Raw genomic sequence first — 15,581 nt, 5'->3', positions numbered from 1 at the left:
AATTTGCCCGGCGCCCGATGCCCCGGTCCATGTGACGCAATGTAAGCGCAGCGAAGGCTTGCGAACAGGCACGGAAGATGGTCTTATCGTTCAGCTTTTGTGAATCTTGACCGGAGACAGCGATGGATAGACTGCGCGCTTATGAAGTCTTCGTGGCCGTGGTGAAACGCGGCAGCTTCACGCGCGCGGCCGATGCGCTCGATACATCGCCGGCGAACGTGACGCGATATATCGTGGAGCTGGAGGCGCATCTCGGGACACGGCTGCTCAACCGCAGTTCGCGAAGGTTGTCGCTGACGTCCGGCGGCGAGGCGCTTTACGAGCGCTGCGTGACCATACTTGATGACCTCGCCGAGACCGAAGGGCTGGTTTCATCGTCGACGGCGGAGCCGCGCGGGCGCTTGCGCATCAACGCGCCGCTGAGCTTCGGCGTGCTGCAGCTGGCGCCCTTGTGGCCTGAGTTCATGCGCCGGTATCCGGATGTGGAACTGGATGTGGCGCTGGTCGATCGCGTGGTGGATATTGTCGATGAAGGCTATGACCTTGCGATCCGCATTTCGCGAACCGGGTCGATGGGAAACGCTGCGCGCAAGCTTGCGGCGTCGCGCAATGTGCTGTGTGCATCGCCGGAATATCTCAAGGGCCGGCGTTTGCCCGAGAAGCCCGCGGATCTGGTCGAGCATCGGTGCATTGGTTATACCTACGCGGCGAGCGGCGATGACTGGCAGTTTCTCGATGCCGACGAAAAACCGCACAACGTCCGGGTGAATTGTCGGATGCATACGAATAACGGCGATACCGCGCGTGCGGCGGCGCTCAGCGGACTGGGCGTGATCTGGCAGCCGACGTTCATCATTGGCGGCGATTTGCGCGCGGGGCGGCTGGTTGCGCTGATGCCGGCGTTTCATATGGCGGATATCGATGTGCTGGCCATGTATCCGAGCCGCCGGCATTTGAGTTCACGCGTGCGCGTGATGATCGATTTTCTGGTTGAGGCGATGGGTGGCGTGCCGCCGTGGGATAGGGGGTAGGGGTGGGGGTGGGGGTGGGGGTGGGGTGCGGTGGGGTCCTGCTTTTTAGGTCTTCGCGCGTTCTGTCTTAGCTGTTCTCTTTAGCACTATTAGCCACTGTCCGTGGCGGCACTTCATTTCTTTGTCCAACGGCGACAAAGAAACGAAGCAAAGAAAACGCCTTCCAAACGAGGGCACATAAGTGTCCCCAGCGTGCAGTGACAACGGTTTGGTACCCCAAAAGCACGCTCGGCGCATAACGCCGGACAGCTGAAACCCTCCCGCTCCGTCAACAGATACCCACACGCTTCGCCACCAGTGTGGAATCCGTTAATACGGAAACCTGGCCTACGCATAACAACGGAATAGCCCAATAGATCCAAAGCAACTTGAATTCAAAGCCTCGTCACCGGCACGGCCGACCCTTCGGTTTGGGCATCAGCGCGCGCAGCGCGGAAGCCTGGTTGATGGATTCCCACACTGGTGGCGAAGCGTGTGGGTTGCCGTTGACGGAGGGGGAGGGTTTCAACTGTTCGTTGTTATGCGCTGAGCGTGCTTTTGGGGTACCAAACAGTTGTCACTGCACGCTGTGGACACTTAAGAATTAGCGGTTGAAAGGCGTTTTCTTTGCTTCGTTTCTTTGTCGCCGTTGGACAAAGAAATGAAGTGCCGCCACGCACAGTGGCTAATAGTGCTAAAGAGAACAACTAGAACGGAACGCGCGAAGACCAAGCAGCAGGAACCCAGCACTCCCCCCGCCCCCCCAAGCGCCAGCAACCCCCTAAGCCGATAACAACGATCCCGTCCGGAAAGCCGTAGCACTCGCAATGCGCGCGACTTCCATCCCGGCCGTCGTGAAGCGCGCGATCTGCCGCGCGTACAAGATCCCCGACACCGTGCTGTACAGGGTCGTGACGGTATCGGAAAGCGGGTCGATCACATCGGCCACCGCCTCACCGGCCTTCACCATGGCGCCTACTTTCGCGCGAAAAACGAGCACGCCACTCGCGGGAGCGACGATCGGCTCAGCCCCGGCAAGCGGCGTTGCCGGATACGACAACTCGGGCATGGCGGGCGCGGGCGCGTCGATCACGCCGCGATGCATCAGATAGTTGATGATCCCTTGCGCGTCGGCATCGGCGAATTCATACGATACGTCGTGCTGGCTGCGCAATTCCACCGTCACCGAAATGCCGCCGTTAGGGATCGGAAAACGCTCGCCGAATTTCGCGCGCAGATCCGACCAGCAGAAGCTGTGGATTTCATCGAAGGGATTGCCCACCGAATTCAGCGCAAGCAGCGACGCCTTCGAATCCAGATAACGCGCGAGCGGTTCGACTTCTTCCCAGATGTCAGGGTTCGTGTAGATATGCAGCGCGGCGTCGAGATCGCAGTGCAGGTCGAGCACGACATCGGCGTCGTATGAGAGCTTTTGCAATGCAAGGCGTTGCGATTCGAGTTCGGTCTGCGGCGTTTGTTCGTCGAGCGCAGCGCGCATGGCTTCGCGTACGGCGCGCTTGTTTTCGTTGATATCGCCCGAAAGCCTGCCCTCGATACGCGACGCAATCAGCGCGCCGAGATCATGGAAATTGCGGTTGAAATTGTGGCCGCTGTTGAGCTCGAACCGGCCGAGCAACGTGCCGTGCATGTTCTGGTTCAGGCCGATAGGGTTCGGCACCGGCACGATCACCACTTCACCGCGCAGCTTGCCCGCGGTTTCCAGTTCGGCGAGCTGGCGGCGCAAGCGCCATGCGGTCAGCATGCCGGGCAGTTCGTCGGCGTGCAGCGAGGACTGAATGTAGATCTTCTCGCCGCCACCGGGGCCGTAATGAAAGCTCAGGATATTGCGGCTCGTGCCAAGCGACGGTGAAATCAGGGTGTGCGTTTTGGTTTGCATGGTGGTCGGACGCGCGACGTGCCGTCAAGGCTTCGCGCTTCGATGAGTGATATCGGCGTGTTCAGGAGAGCGGGGCGGCGTAGACCCACGGTTGAGGCGCGTGCTGCGGGCCCGGTTCGACCTCGATGCCGCCTGCTCCGGACCTTCGATCTTAGCCGAAAACGGCGTTGCCGCCTCACGCAGCGCGTGTGGACTGCTAAAACAAAACGGGCTCCGCGACGACGCGGAGCCCGTTTTTCGAAGCAACTTAGGTGCTGATCAGCCGCCGTACACGTCGAAGTCGAAATATTTCTTTTCGAGCTTCTTGTACGTGCCGTCCTTGATGATCGACGCAATGGCCTTGTCGATCTGCGCCTTCAGGTCGGTGTCTTCCTTGCGCAGGCCAATACCAGCACCGTTGCCCAAAATCTTTTCATCGACGAGATCCTTGCCTACGAAGTCATAACCGGCGCCGCGCGGGGTCTTCAGGAAGCCGACATCGGCTTGCACTGCGTCCTGCAGCGCTGCGTCCAGACGTCCTGCCAGCAAGTCGGCGTACACGCCGTCCTGGTTCTGGTACGGGGTAACCGTCACACCCTTGGCTGCCCAGTAGGTCTTGGCGTAGGTTTCCTGGATGGTGCCTTGTTCCACACCGACCGTCTTGCCCTTCAGGCCTTCAGGCGTCGGCAGGATGCCGCTGCCCTTCTTGGCGATCAGGCGCGTCGGCGTGTTGAACAGCTTGCTCGAGAACGCAATTTGTTCGGCGCGCTGGGGCGTCATGGACATCGACGAAAGAACGCCGTCGAACTTCTTGGCCTTCAGAGCCGGAATCATGCCGTCGAAATCGTTTTCCACCCATACGCACTTCGCCTTCAGGCGCGCGCAGATTTCATTGCCGAGATCGATGTCGAACCCGACCAGCTTGCCATCCGGACCTTTCGATTCGAACGGGGCGTAGCTGGCGTCGACGCCGAAACGGATGGTCGAGTAATCCTTCGCATTGGCGGTGACGGAGGTGATCGATGTGACGGCAAGCAAAGAGATCGTCAAAGCCGCGAGCAGTTTTTTCACTGTTTTTACTCCATAGGTGGTCGGTACGTCCCGGACAGGTTGCTGTCCAGGTTCGCCCGGCGCGAGGTCCCTCACCGCCGGACGGCTTACATTCCGCGGATTGTGTCCGCAATAGAATCGCAGCAGGTTACCAAGCCAAAAAAATCTGGGAGTTAGTGAAAGCCCCGATAGTAAATCTCAAGACCGTTGATTGACGGGCCTCTTCGGCGTGTGCGAGTAAATCGGTGCTTTTTTGTGTGGCGCGTTTTGCTGCCGCCGCGTGGCCGGCGGCAGCGATCGGTTCCTGATCTACTTACTGCGCATCGATACGGCCATAAATGCCGGTCGTCGGGGTCGGGCCTGCTGCAAAGAACAGCGTGTTGGTCGGCTGGCTTGCTGCGTTATTGCCGAACGACATGCCCCAGATGCCCGTCTGCTTGACCGGCGTGCCGTCCGCCTGCGTCAATGCGCCGATAAACGCGCCCGTGGCCGGATTGAACGCGTTGATGGTGCCGTCGCCGAAGTTGCCGATCAGCAAGTCGTTGCTCGCCGCGCCGAAGTTGGCTGGCGCCATTGCGATACCCCACGGCGAGTTCAGCGCACCGCCAGAAGCGATGCGCTTGATGAAGCGGCCGTCGGTATCGAAGGTATCGATCACGCCGTTACCCGCGCCGTTGACCTGCTTGCGGCCATCCGTGCCTTGTTTTGCGTACGTCACCGTGACCGTCGTGCCCGTCACGTTGATGCCGAACGGTGCAAAGCCGGCTGGCAGCGACGGGTCCTGGAAACTGCCGGCGAGCTGGACCTTGCTGAAGTTTTTATCGAAGACGTCGACCTTGTTGTTATGGAAGTCGGTCGCGTACAGGAAGTTGCCGGTCGCGTTCTTGCCGATCGCGAGGCCCTTGTAGACCGCGGCGCCCGCGCCGTCGTCGAAGGCGATGACGGCGGTCGTCGGCAGCACCTTGGGCGACCAGCCCGCGATGGTGCCGGCTTCCGTCGCCCACATGAACAGCGCGTTGCTCGTCGCGCCGTTCGCGCTGATCTGGAAGTCCGTGCTGGTGTTGAACACGATGCCCGTCGGGCCGCCCGGGCGGCCGTTCGCAGCAGCCGGAATGGTGACAACGAGCGATTGCGGCACGCCGTTGCCGTCGTACAGCGTGGACTTGCTCGTGGCATTGTCCGACACCCACATGACGCCCGTGGGATTAAATGCGATGCCCCAGCCGTTCTCCAGGTTGGCATCGGTATGGGCGGCTGGCGTGCTGCCGTCCGATACCAGCAAAGTGGTCTTGAACGGGCCCGTCACCGCCGTGTTGTTGTTCGAATTGGAATCACTGCCGCCGCATGCCGCCAGCGTTGCAACGGTAAGTCCCAGCATCACGGACAAGGCAAGCTTCTGCTTAAGTTTCATTGGAATTCTCCTCTTGCGGTATGAGTGGTGTTCACACGGCCGCCTCGTTGTTGAGGGCCGGAGAACAGACGACATGGATTCGCCGGACACGGGCGTCCGCTGCATGCGCAGCCGGTTGCCTGTCTCCTTCAAGCGTCCGAACGTCTCACTCTGAACGCGCGCATCGAATGATTTATTCCAAAGTATTTCCACGGAAAGTTTATCTGTGTTCCTAACTAAGGCGACGGTCCCGCGGCATTTGCAGAGCGCATCGGCGGCTCATTTATTTTTTTTGAATGCGATGGAATAAACCTGCGGCCTGAACCGTTAGCGCAGAACGGTCAAAACTCCACGATAAGAAACGACATGAGGGTGATAAGGCGCGGCGTGACCGGTCCGTTAGACCTCGTCTTCCAGCGGCACGCCGGTTAGCGACACGAGAAAGTCGAAGAACGCGCGCACCTTCGCCGGCAAGTGATGCCGCGACGGATACGCGGCATAAAGCGGGAAGGTCTCATCGGCCCAATCGGGAAAGAGGTCGATCAGCCGTCCGCTTGCAAGCAACTGCTCGACGCCGAGCGCCAGGACCTGGGCAATTCCATGACCGGCGAGACACACGCCATGCATGGTCCCCACGTCGTTGAGGCTCAGACGTCCGCGCGCCGAGATAACGACCTTCTTCTTGCCCCGATGAAATTCCCAAGGAAACGGACGGCCCGTTTCCGGGTCACGAAAGTTGATGCACGTATGCGGTTCGTGTTCGAGGTCCGCAGGCGCGAGCGGCCGTCCGTACTTCTTGATGTACGCAGGCGACGCCACTGTGATAATCCGCGTCTCCAGTAGCTTTCGCGCAATCAGCGAGGACTCGCGTGGTTCGCCGAACCGCACGGCAAGATCGAAACCGTCGGCGACCATATCGCTGAGCTGGTCCCTTGTGATCAGATCGAGTTGCAGGTCGGGATATTTTTCTACGAAGGCACCAAGCCGCGAACCGAGAAAGAGACGCGAGAAAAACGGGTCGATGTTCACACGCAAGCGTCCGCGCACGGCGCTCGCGCCGAGCGACGCCGATGCTGCAGCCTCTTCGAGTCCGCTGAGCAAAGGCACGATCTGTTCGTAGAAGCGGCGCCCTTCGTCGGTGAGCGTCACCGAACGTGTGGTCCGGTCGAAGAGCCTGATACCGAGCCGTGCTTCGAGCCGCGCAACTGCTCGGCTGACGCCGGACTGCGACATATCGAGTGCTTCGCCTGCGGCGGCGAAACTGCCGCTATCGACGATCGCGCTCAACACACCCATGCCGTTCAGTATTTTTTCGTCGAAACTCATGGGCATGCCTTCCCGTCATCAATTCGATGGAACGCATGCTAACGCGAAATGCATTTACATGGAGCCTTGTGGGTCTCGGATGGCCGCGTTCGGGGATCAAACCCTCTCGGACACTCGGTTGCGCTTTGGCGCATTCTCGGTATTGCTCAAGTCGTTTGACCGGAACCGCTGGCGGTATTCCATCGGACTGATATGCAAGCGCTTGCTGAATGTCCGCCTGAGTGTGTCGGCGCTTTCGAAGCCGCATCGCCGCGCGATCACGGATACCGTGTGATCGGTGCTTTCAAGATAACGCCGGGCGGCGTCGATACGCGCATCGTTGAGAAAAGCCATCAGGCTCACGCCGCATTCCTTGCTGAAAACCCGCGAGAGATTGCGCGCGCTCATGTTCAGCCGTTGGGCAAGCGATGACATGGTGTGCGGCAGATGAAGATTGTCGAGCAGGTACTGCCGGACAGGCTGGATTTGGGAATCGGCGGCGCCCTGGGTTTCGAGCAATGGACTGAACTGCGATTGACCGCCCGCGCGCCGGACATACACGATCAGATACTTGGCGACATCGAGCGCCATCTTCTTGCCGAAGTCCTCTTCAATCATCACGAGCGCAAGGTCGATACCCGCCGTCACGCCCGCGGTCGTATAGATGCCCTCGTCCTTGACGTAGATCTGATCGGGTTCGACATTGGCCTTTGGGAACATGGAGGCGAGCCGCGCTGCGTCCATCCAGTGAGTCGTGACCGTCCGGTTATCGATCATGCCGGCCGCGCCGAACGCGAACACGCCATTGCAAATTGCAGCGATACGCCGGCTGATACGGCGTTGCTTGACGAGCCACTCGCTAAGCGTGGAGTCTTCCAGCACTTCAAAAATGCCGAGCCCGCCTGGAATGATCACCGTATCGAACTGCGGGCATGGGTCGAATATTGTTCTGTCCGGCACGACAGTGAGACCGCTCGACGATCGCACGGAGCCGCGGGTGGTCCCGACAGTCAGCATTTCGTACTCACACTCGCCTTGGCTCAGGATGCGAACTTCGGCGAACGCATCCTTGGGGCCTGCGATGTCGAGCAACTGAAAGCCGGGAAACAGCACCATGGCGACGGTGATCTTGCGCATACGCAGTTCCAGGAGTTCTAGGGCTAGCTGTTTATATAATCTCGCGGCATGGTCCGCCGCAACGACGTGCCATGCAGGCTCTGCTGCGCCAATGCTCCAAACAGAAGGCCAAGCGCAGTCCACATGACCGCTTGCATTCCGAGGGCCGCCAGGCGGAATTTCCAAAGCAATACGGCGGGGAAAGCGCTTGGCACTTCATTGATTTCGGGCATCGCAATCTGAACAGCAGCAATGACCACGACAAATACTGCACCGCCAATAATAGACGCGTTCCATGCATCGAGCCGGCTTAGCGCGGCGCGCCGGACGCCAAGCGCGAACACCATAACCGCCAGGGAAATGACAATCATCAGAAAGTAGAGGCCTGTTCTATAGCCAATCGTCTCAGGGTCTCCAACCGATGGCGGATTGGCCGGATATTTGATTGCAGGCACGACTACCAACACCACGAACCCGCTTAGCGCAATCAACGCAGACAAGGCTTTCGGACCAAGCTTGCCAACCCTGCCGATCATTGCCGCAAAGCTCAGTGCAAATAATCCACCTATAGCAGCGCCGTACGCAAGGACCCCGGTCAACAAACCGATACCCGCTTGCGTGTGACGGCTGACGAGTTCAGGTTCGGGCGCTTCGCCTTTGGCTTCATCGGCTTTTTGTTCGAACGATATCGCCTGATCGACTTGCGGCTCGCCCGCGATCCTTGCAAAACCGAAAGTCAGCAAGCCCGCGGCAATTCCCGCAAGCATTCCGCGCACCAATAATTTACCGACCATGAGACGCTCCTTATCAGTGGCAAGGAAAGCCGAGGAGATGCCGGCCATCGTGGACAAATTCGTGGACGTACATTCCCGGAATCAGCGAAGTCGCACCTTCTTCCGCGCCGACAAAATAAATGGCGAGGAGCATCAGAAGACCGCCGAAAATGGCCCACGGCATCAGTTCGCGAACGGGTAACGGAGAGGGGAATGCAACGGGATCGAGTACAGCGTCGTTCATCATGAAAATCTCCTTAGGGCTCTAGCCCGAATATGAATGCGTGGATTTCCTAAGCGCCGGCGCTTGCGAATACGGCATCGATACCTGCCATTTCCAAAGCCGAGAGTACGCCTGCATCGACAAGCGTTTTCTTTAGCGCGACAAAAAAGCGTTCGTAATAGTCCCAACGCGGTTGCCCTTCGCAATAGCCGTCTTCCCATTGCGCAATCGACTCAATCAGGTTCTGCCTGAAGGCTTCCCATTCGAAATAACCCGCCTTCGACAACGACAGCGCAAGGCCGAATACTTCGCGTTCCCAGGGTTTATCGAAGAGAAATTTGCCTTGCAGACGTGGCGGGGAATCAGGTTGGCCGAGCATGCTCGACGCTGCGTATTCCTCGAAGCGAGTGAACATGATCAGGCCACGGAAGTTGAGGTCGACGATGGCGAAGGCACGAGGGCGACGCCCATCATGGCTTCCGGCGTGATGAGCGCAGCCAGTTCGTCCTCGCTCATGTCGTCTGTTCCGGCGGGACGCTCCGGCACGACGAACCATCGAATCTGCGCACTGCTGTCCCAGACCTTGACTTTCGTCTCCGGCGCGACGGGCACGCCGAATTCACGCAGCACCGCACGGGGTTCACGCACGCCGCGCGCGCGGAATACAGGGTCCTTGTACCAGTACGGCGGCAGGCCAAGCACCGGCCATGGATAGCACGAGCACAGCGTGCAGATGATCAGATTGTGCACACCGTCGCCGTTCGCGACGGCCGCCATGTGTTCGCCTTCAGCGCCGTCCATGCCTTGAGGCAGGTTCATGGACGCAATGGCCTTCGGCGTATCGTCTATGAGAAGTTGCTTGAACGCAGGGTCCAACCAGGCGCGCGCCACGATGCGCGCGCCGTTGAACGGACCCGCGATCGTTTCGAAATGGCCGAGGACCGTATCGACTGAATCGCTGCCGAGTACGCCTTTCTCGATCAGCAGCGCTTCCAGTGCACGCACCCTCGCGGCGCTGGCCGCTTCGCGTTCGTCGTCGTATTTGAATAGTTCGCTCATGGTCTCGATTCCTGGCATGGTTTAGTTGGATGCAAGCAGATAGGCATCGAACAGGTCAGCGTAGATGGTCGTGTTGGGCTCGCTCTTCTCCTTGCCCCAGATATCCGCGGCATCGAACGCCACGCGATACACCGGCATCGCATGACCAATGCCGTCCGGACCTGTCGAGACGAAGTAGGAGAACGCGCCGGGATATACGAGATCCACCGTGCCTGCCTTGTTGCGCAGATACCCGGGCAGCCGCGTGTGATCCACCGCGTCGGGATCAGCCACGCGCACGCGTGCGCCTTTCGCAAAACGAGGTGCCTCCTTGAACTCGTGAAAGCCTGAATCACCCTTGACCAGGTAAGCGCTGATCTGCGCGGCGATCGCCGGATTGGGTTGATCCGGAAGTGCAGCCTGCGGGTTGGCGCGATAGTGACCGGTCTTTTCGTCGAGTTCATCGGCCGATACATAACCTTCGTCGATGAAAAACTGCGAGATGCCCATCAGCCATTTTTCGTAATAGCGATACTTGAAGTATTCGAACGGTTGCATGCCTTCCGCACCCGTACGTAGCGATGCCCACGTCCATGTGTTCTTGAACGTAGTCGGCAACTCGGCGATGGGATAGCGCGGCAACGCGTTCGCGAGATGCGTGCTCTCCGCCATCATGACCGTGTGTATGCCGAAGATGCGTCGCTCCCAAGGCTGCACGAACACATTGGTTTCGACATTCACCGGGCCGAGGTTTTCGAGTCCGCCCAGGTTGTGCTGTAGTTTCATTCGGTAGCCTCCTTCGTCCGTAAAGTCAGTTGAGTTGTGGTTCAGGCTTGCGCGTCAGCGCATCGCCGAGCACTTCCGACACAATGCCGAACAGCGCACCGGTAACCAGCGCGGCCGCGGCAACGAGTGCGGGGTTATGGATTCCGGCGGTTGTGATCGCCTTGCCCGTCGCAACCGTGGTGCCAACCGTGGATGCAAAGCCCCACACCACGGCGGGCAGCACGTTCAACAACTTGAGCTTCGACGCTTGCACCATCGCCGCGCTGCCCACGCCCACGCATATCGCGGCAATGATGGGCGTCTGTGTCGAGCTTGCGATCGCGAGAAGCGAGAGCGACGCAATGACGAGCCCGACCAGGTTCGATGCGACGCTCTGAACAAACCCGGCCGAGCCGCCGCCGACCACGAAGAACGACGCCCATGCGATGAACGTCACCCATACCGGGACGGGAAAAACGGTGGCAGTGACATAGGTATCGACGACAGCCAACACACCGATGCTGACCGTGAACGCTTCGGACTTTTTCATTGCAGGCTCCTTGAGGGTGGGGGATTCACGACGGGTGGAGACAGTTCACGAATGCTTCTCGAAGACGCGGCATATCGAGATCGCGGCCGATGAAAACAAACTTGTTTTCACGCGCTTCATCCGCGCGCCATGCCCGGCCGGGGCGGCCTTCGAGCAACATGTGAACGCTGTGAAAATGAAACTGGCGAGGCTCCGATTCAAAATGCAATACGCCCTTCATGCGCATGAGTTGTTGGCCACGTTCCTGCACAAGTTGATTGATCCATTTATTAAACCGGTCAGGATCGAGCGCGCCTCTTTCAATCAACGCGCATGATTGAATGGATGCGTCGTGCTCGTGGTCATGAGCGTTTTCATCGAGTAAATCGGGTTCCAGTTCCAGCAGCGCGGGCAATGAAAAGCGCCGCACGCCAAGCAGCGAATCGGCGGCAACGCGCGATTGACTCGCGGTAGTGATGGACGCTGTCGGATTGAGCGCGCGTATTTGAAGCTCGAGTTGCTGCAGCGAAGATTGATCGATGAGATCGATCTTGTTGATCACGATCACATCGGCGAACGCAACTTGTTCGCGGACAATCTCGTCATGAAGTTGCTGGCCGAAATGATGTGCATCGACCACGGTCACGACCGACTCGAGTTCGACTGCTTCCCGGAGGTCGGGGTCTGCAAGAAAGGTCTGAAGCACCGGCGCCGGATCGGCAAGTCCGGATGTTTCCACTATCAACCGTTCTAGCCTGCCGTGCGATGCGCCTTGCGATCGTGCGAGCAGTTCTTTCACGCTCGCCACCAGATCGGCGCGCACGGTGCAACACACGCAACCATTATTGATTTCGATCAGCGCCTCTTCTTCGGCGACGATCAGTTGACCATCTATGCCGACTTCGCCGAACTCATTCACGACCACGCCAATGCGGCCGCCCGTGTGCTGCTGCATGAGATGATTGACGAGCGTGGTCTTGCCCGCACCGAGGAAACCGGAGATCACGGTCACGGGAATCTTTCTTGAAGCTTGGGGCTGGTGCATGGCTGATACCCACGAGGGCTGAGTGAAGTCAGCCTCGTTTAGAGCGAGTATCAGGCCCGTTTCCGCTGGGCGGCTTTTGCGCGACGTGCTCTGTCTCGAATGCGCCTATCTAATGTCTTTATATGTCGGAGCGGTACGTAACGGACAAAATCCGCCTGCGTCGGGTCAAGCTCGGGCTGCTGATTCTTGGTGCGGCAATGCGCATTCATGCCCGCGTCTGGGGCGCAATGTTCCGTGACTAATCGCCTGAAGAAACACCGATTGATGCGTGCAAGTCATTGATGCAGATTAGCCCCGTGCACCGCGGGCGGCTTCACGCCGCAGCAATGCTTCCGCGACGGACACGATCTGGTTCATCGCCATCTTGAGGTGATCGCGAAGAATGCGTGTACCAAGTCTCACGTCACGGGCGCGGCTCGCCTCGATCATTTCAATATGTTCGCGCCGTGTGTTCTCGCGAATAGGGACGTTGACGACCTGAAAGCGGAAATAACGCTCGTTGCGATCGTTCAGGCGCTTGAGCGTTTCGATGGCAAGGTGAAGTCCCGAGGGCGCATAAAGCGTCTCGTGAAACCGCCAGTTCAACTGGCCCCATGTGGCTTCAGTGGCGCTTTCCATTTCATCGACTATTTCAAGCGCCTTCGCCAGGGTGTCGTCGTCGCTCGCGGCCATCGCCGCGCCAAAAATCCACGGCTCAAGCCGCAGGCGGATCTCGAAGCTTTCCCTGACTTCGTCCGCGGAGATCCCGCATACGTACGCGCCTTTATGCGGGATCAGCGTCACGAGCCCCTCGCCGTGAAGGCGAGTAATGGCTTCGCGGATGGGTACTCGGCTTACGCCGAGTTCATCGGCAAGCGCTTCCTGACGCAGGGCTTCACCCGAACCGATTTCACCGCGCAGAATTTTTCCACGAATGGCTTCGAGCACGAGATCGACGGTCGTCGCGCGCGTGATTTTGGGGGCGCGCGCGCTTGCAAGTTGAGAGTGGGCTTCGTCGGGAAGCAGGTCGTCGGCGAGCGACGGAGCGGAATTGGCGCGCTGCATGAATGCGGTTCCAGAAGAAATTCGTCAAAGACATGATGCCACAAATGGATGTTGTATCCATTCGGCCCGATGGCGCACGCAGGTCCGAGAGCCGCTTCCAGGCTTGATTACGGGCCGATAACTCCAACTTCGGACCGCTGTGAAGCACTGAAAAAGTGAGAAAAAACTTTCTTGACACCGGCTTTTGTAAACAGCATATTGGATACAATCTCCAGAAATTCAGAGGAAATCAGAAGTATGCCCGAGGGCAGTTACTTGAGCGTCGGCCGGACAATTCGAGAGGGTTTTTCATGCGTTGGAGCAAGGTGCTGAATGTGGTGAACTGCCACGCCGAGGGGGAAGTCGGCAATGTGGTGACCGGTGGCGTATTCGATGTTCCAGGCGCTACCATGTTCGAAAAAATGATGTACCTGGAAGAGAGCCGCGACGACTTGCGCAAGCTCTGCTTGTTCGAGCCGCGTGGTTCAGCGAACCAGAGCGTGAATTTCATCCTCCCTGCTACCGATCCCCGTGCGCAGATGGGGTATGTGATCGCGGAATCGACCGAATACCCCGCAATGTCGGGCTCGAACACGATGTGCGTAGCCACGGTGTTGCTCGAGACCGGCATTCTTCCGATGACAGAACCGGTGACCGAACTGGTTCTCGAGGCGCCTGCCGGCCTGATCAAGGTGCGATGCGAGTGTTCGCAAGGCAAGGTGACCAAGGTTGAATTCACGAACCAGCCGGCTTTCGCGAATCACCTGGGCAAGGTTATCGAAGTAGCGGGACTCGGCAGCATCACAGTCGACGTTGGATATGGCGGCATGACCTATGTGCTCGTGGATGCGCAAAGCCTCGGCTTCAATATCACGCCCGATGAAGCGCGTGATCTGTGCGAACTCGGCCAGACCATCAAGGCTGCAGCGGCGGAACAACTGCCTTCGCCGCATCCGCTCAATCCGCTGATCAAGGGCATTACGCAAACCGAATTCGTATTGCCGTTGCGACGTGAGAACGGCGTGCTGACCTCGCGCAATACGGTGATCGTGTCCCCCGGCCGATGCGACCGCTCGCCTTGCGGAACGGGCACATCGGCGCGGCTCGCAGTGATGCATGCGAAAGGCCAGATTGGCGTGGGCGAGAAGTTCATCCACGAATCGATCATTGGTTCGGTGTTCGAAAGCCATGTCGCGTCGGTTACGCGACTGGGTTCGTACCCGGCGGTGGTGCCGGTGGTATCGGGTCAGGCGTGGATCAGCGCGATTTCGCAGGTAGGCATTGATCCAAGCGACCGGTTTCAGACAGGCTTCACTTTGTCGGATACCTGGCTGGAAGCGGTCGACGACAAGCTGATCAAATCGAGAGCGTAACTCTCATCAAGACGCGTTGATTCACAGAACATTCGACGGAAAACTAACAAGGAGTACTTTTCATGTGGCATGGTGTTTATCCCGCAGTAACCACGAAATTCGACGCCGACGGAAAACTGGATCGCGACGAGATGGTGCTTGGATTTTCGATCCAGCTCGACGCAGGGTGTGACGGCTTGATTGTATGTGGGTCGCTGGGCGAAGGGCCGATGTTGTCGCACGCCGAACGCATCGAAGTACTGGACACCGCGCTTTCGGTTGCGGGCGGTAGGCCAATTCTGATGACGGTTGCCGAAGCCTCCACCAAGGAAGCTTGCGCGCTGGCCGAGAAAGCTCGCAAGGCCGGCGCCGCTGGTTTGATGGTGGTGCCCAGTATGGTGTACCACACGGACGAACGTGAAACGGTAGCCACGCTCAAGGCGGTTGCGGCCGCGGGCGAATTGCCCGTCATGATTTATTCGAACCGTATTGCGTATCGAGTCGATGTGACGTCGCCGATTCTGGAAGCGCTGGCGTCGGATTCGCATTTCGTCGCGATCAAGGAATCATCGGATGACATTCGCCGCGCAACCGAAATTCTCACCATCTTCGGCGATCGATACGACGTGCTGACGGGCGTGGACAACCTCGCGTTCGAAGCGCTGGCTGTAGGCGCACATGGTTGGGTCGCGGGATTGTGCTGCGCGTTCCCGGCGGAAACCGTGGCGATTTATCGCTTGATGAAGCTCGGCCGATACAAAGAGGCGCTCTCCATCTATCAATGGTTCCGTCCGTTGCTCGACCTCGATGTGAGCTCCTACCTCGTGCAAAACATCAAACTGGTCGAAGCGATCACCGCGAATTCGAACGATCGCGTGCGGATGCCGCGTATGGCGCACGAAGGTGCAAAACGCGCACACATTGAAGCGTTGGTACGCCACGCAATAGAAACCCGTCCGCCGGTTCCTTCGGATATCTGATTAATAAAACCTGCTCCGCGTGAGCGTTCCAGTTGAAACATTATTTGTGGGAAGAAAAAATGCGCTTAACCAGAAACTTCGTAGTCTGTTGCGGTCTTTCTGCAAT

Annotated in this window: 16 protein-coding genes; 3 read left to right on the top strand and 13 right to left on the bottom strand. The window is 58.7% G+C overall.

Annotated features, from left to right (window positions below; all coding sequences use genetic code 11):
• Positions 1-122 precede the first annotated feature (122 nt).
• Complete coding sequence (locus tag HB633_RS17170; RefSeq protein ID WP_213779364.1) at positions 123-1,031, top strand: LysR family transcriptional regulator; 909 nt, start codon at positions 123-125, stop codon at positions 1,029-1,031.
• Positions 1,032-1,791: 760 nt separating this feature from the next.
• On the opposite strand, the gene HB633_RS17165 is transcribed toward HB633_RS17170, so the two are convergent.
• From HB633_RS17165 to HB633_RS17105, 13 genes are all read right to left on the bottom strand, one after another.
• Entirely contained in the window at positions 1,792-2,907 is a 1,116-nt protein-coding gene (locus HB633_RS17165; protein ID WP_213779363.1) for a succinylglutamate desuccinylase/aspartoacylase family protein, read from the bottom strand.
• 258 nt (positions 2,908-3,165) lie between these two features.
• Positions 3,166-3,957: a lysine/arginine/ornithine ABC transporter substrate-binding protein gene (locus HB633_RS17160; RefSeq protein WP_213779362.1), complete on the bottom strand. Its 792-nt coding sequence runs from the start codon at positions 3,955-3,957 to the stop codon at positions 3,166-3,168.
• A gap of 292 nt (positions 3,958-4,249) precedes the next feature.
• Entirely contained in the window at positions 4,250-5,347 is a 1,098-nt protein-coding gene (locus HB633_RS17155) for a TIGR03118 family protein (RefSeq protein ID WP_213779361.1), read from the bottom strand.
• A 378-nt stretch (positions 5,348-5,725) separates the two neighbouring features.
• Positions 5,726-6,652: a LysR family transcriptional regulator gene (locus HB633_RS17150; protein ID WP_213779360.1), complete on the bottom strand. Its 927-nt coding sequence runs from the start codon at positions 6,650-6,652 to the stop codon at positions 5,726-5,728.
• Positions 6,653-6,748: 96 nt separating this feature from the next.
• On the bottom strand, positions 6,749-7,768 hold the full coding sequence (locus HB633_RS17145; protein WP_213779359.1) for a GlxA family transcriptional regulator: 1,020 nt from the start codon (positions 7,766-7,768) through the stop codon (positions 6,749-6,751).
• Positions 7,769-7,791: 23 nt separating this feature from the next.
• On the bottom strand, positions 7,792-8,541 hold the full coding sequence (locus HB633_RS17140; protein ID WP_213779358.1) for a CbtA family protein: 750 nt from the start codon (positions 8,539-8,541) through the stop codon (positions 7,792-7,794).
• A 13-nt stretch (positions 8,542-8,554) separates the two neighbouring features.
• Complete coding sequence (locus HB633_RS17135) at positions 8,555-8,764, bottom strand: CbtB domain-containing protein (RefSeq protein ID WP_213779517.1); 210 nt, start codon at positions 8,762-8,764, stop codon at positions 8,555-8,557.
• Positions 8,765-8,813: 49 nt separating this feature from the next.
• Positions 8,814-9,158, bottom strand: coding sequence for a nitrile hydratase accessory protein (locus HB633_RS17130; RefSeq protein ID WP_213779357.1), 345 nt, complete (start codon positions 9,156-9,158; stop codon positions 8,814-8,816).
• A 2-nt stretch (positions 9,159-9,160) separates the two neighbouring features.
• Complete coding sequence (gene nthA / locus HB633_RS17125; protein ID WP_213779356.1) at positions 9,161-9,802, bottom strand: nitrile hydratase subunit alpha; 642 nt, start codon at positions 9,800-9,802, stop codon at positions 9,161-9,163.
• Positions 9,803-9,823: 21 nt separating this feature from the next.
• Complete coding sequence (nthB, locus tag HB633_RS17120) at positions 9,824-10,567, bottom strand: nitrile hydratase subunit beta (protein ID WP_213779355.1); 744 nt, start codon at positions 10,565-10,567, stop codon at positions 9,824-9,826.
• A 25-nt stretch (positions 10,568-10,592) separates the two neighbouring features.
• Positions 10,593-11,096, bottom strand: a complete 504-nt coding sequence (locus tag HB633_RS17115; RefSeq protein WP_213779354.1) for a DUF1097 domain-containing protein — start codon at positions 11,094-11,096, stop codon at positions 10,593-10,595.
• 25 nt (positions 11,097-11,121) lie between these two features.
• On the bottom strand, positions 11,122-12,087 hold the full coding sequence (locus tag HB633_RS17110; protein ID WP_346730329.1) for a GTP-binding protein: 966 nt from the start codon (positions 12,085-12,087) through the stop codon (positions 11,122-11,124).
• A gap of 321 nt (positions 12,088-12,408) precedes the next feature.
• Entirely contained in the window at positions 12,409-13,164 is a 756-nt protein-coding gene (locus tag HB633_RS17105; RefSeq protein ID WP_213779352.1) for a GntR family transcriptional regulator, read from the bottom strand.
• A 290-nt stretch (positions 13,165-13,454) separates the two neighbouring features.
• Between HB633_RS17105 and HB633_RS17100 the strand changes: the two genes are divergently transcribed.
• Positions 13,455-14,516 (top strand): proline racemase family protein, encoded by a 1,062-nt coding sequence (locus HB633_RS17100; protein WP_213779351.1) that lies wholly within the window; start codon positions 13,455-13,457, stop codon positions 14,514-14,516.
• A 62-nt stretch (positions 14,517-14,578) separates the two neighbouring features.
• A complete protein-coding gene (locus HB633_RS17095; RefSeq protein WP_213779350.1) occupies positions 14,579-15,475 on the top strand; it encodes a dihydrodipicolinate synthase family protein in 897 nt (298 codons plus the stop codon).
• The last annotated feature ends 106 nt before the right edge of the window (positions 15,476-15,581 follow it).

This window comes from Caballeronia sp. dw_276, from assembly GCF_018449635.1.
In the GTDB taxonomy this organism is placed as follows: Bacteria; Pseudomonadota; Gammaproteobacteria; order Burkholderiales; family Burkholderiaceae; genus Caballeronia.
Note: the sequence above shows the minus strand (reverse complement) of the source record. Positions and strands in the feature narration are given on the sequence as shown.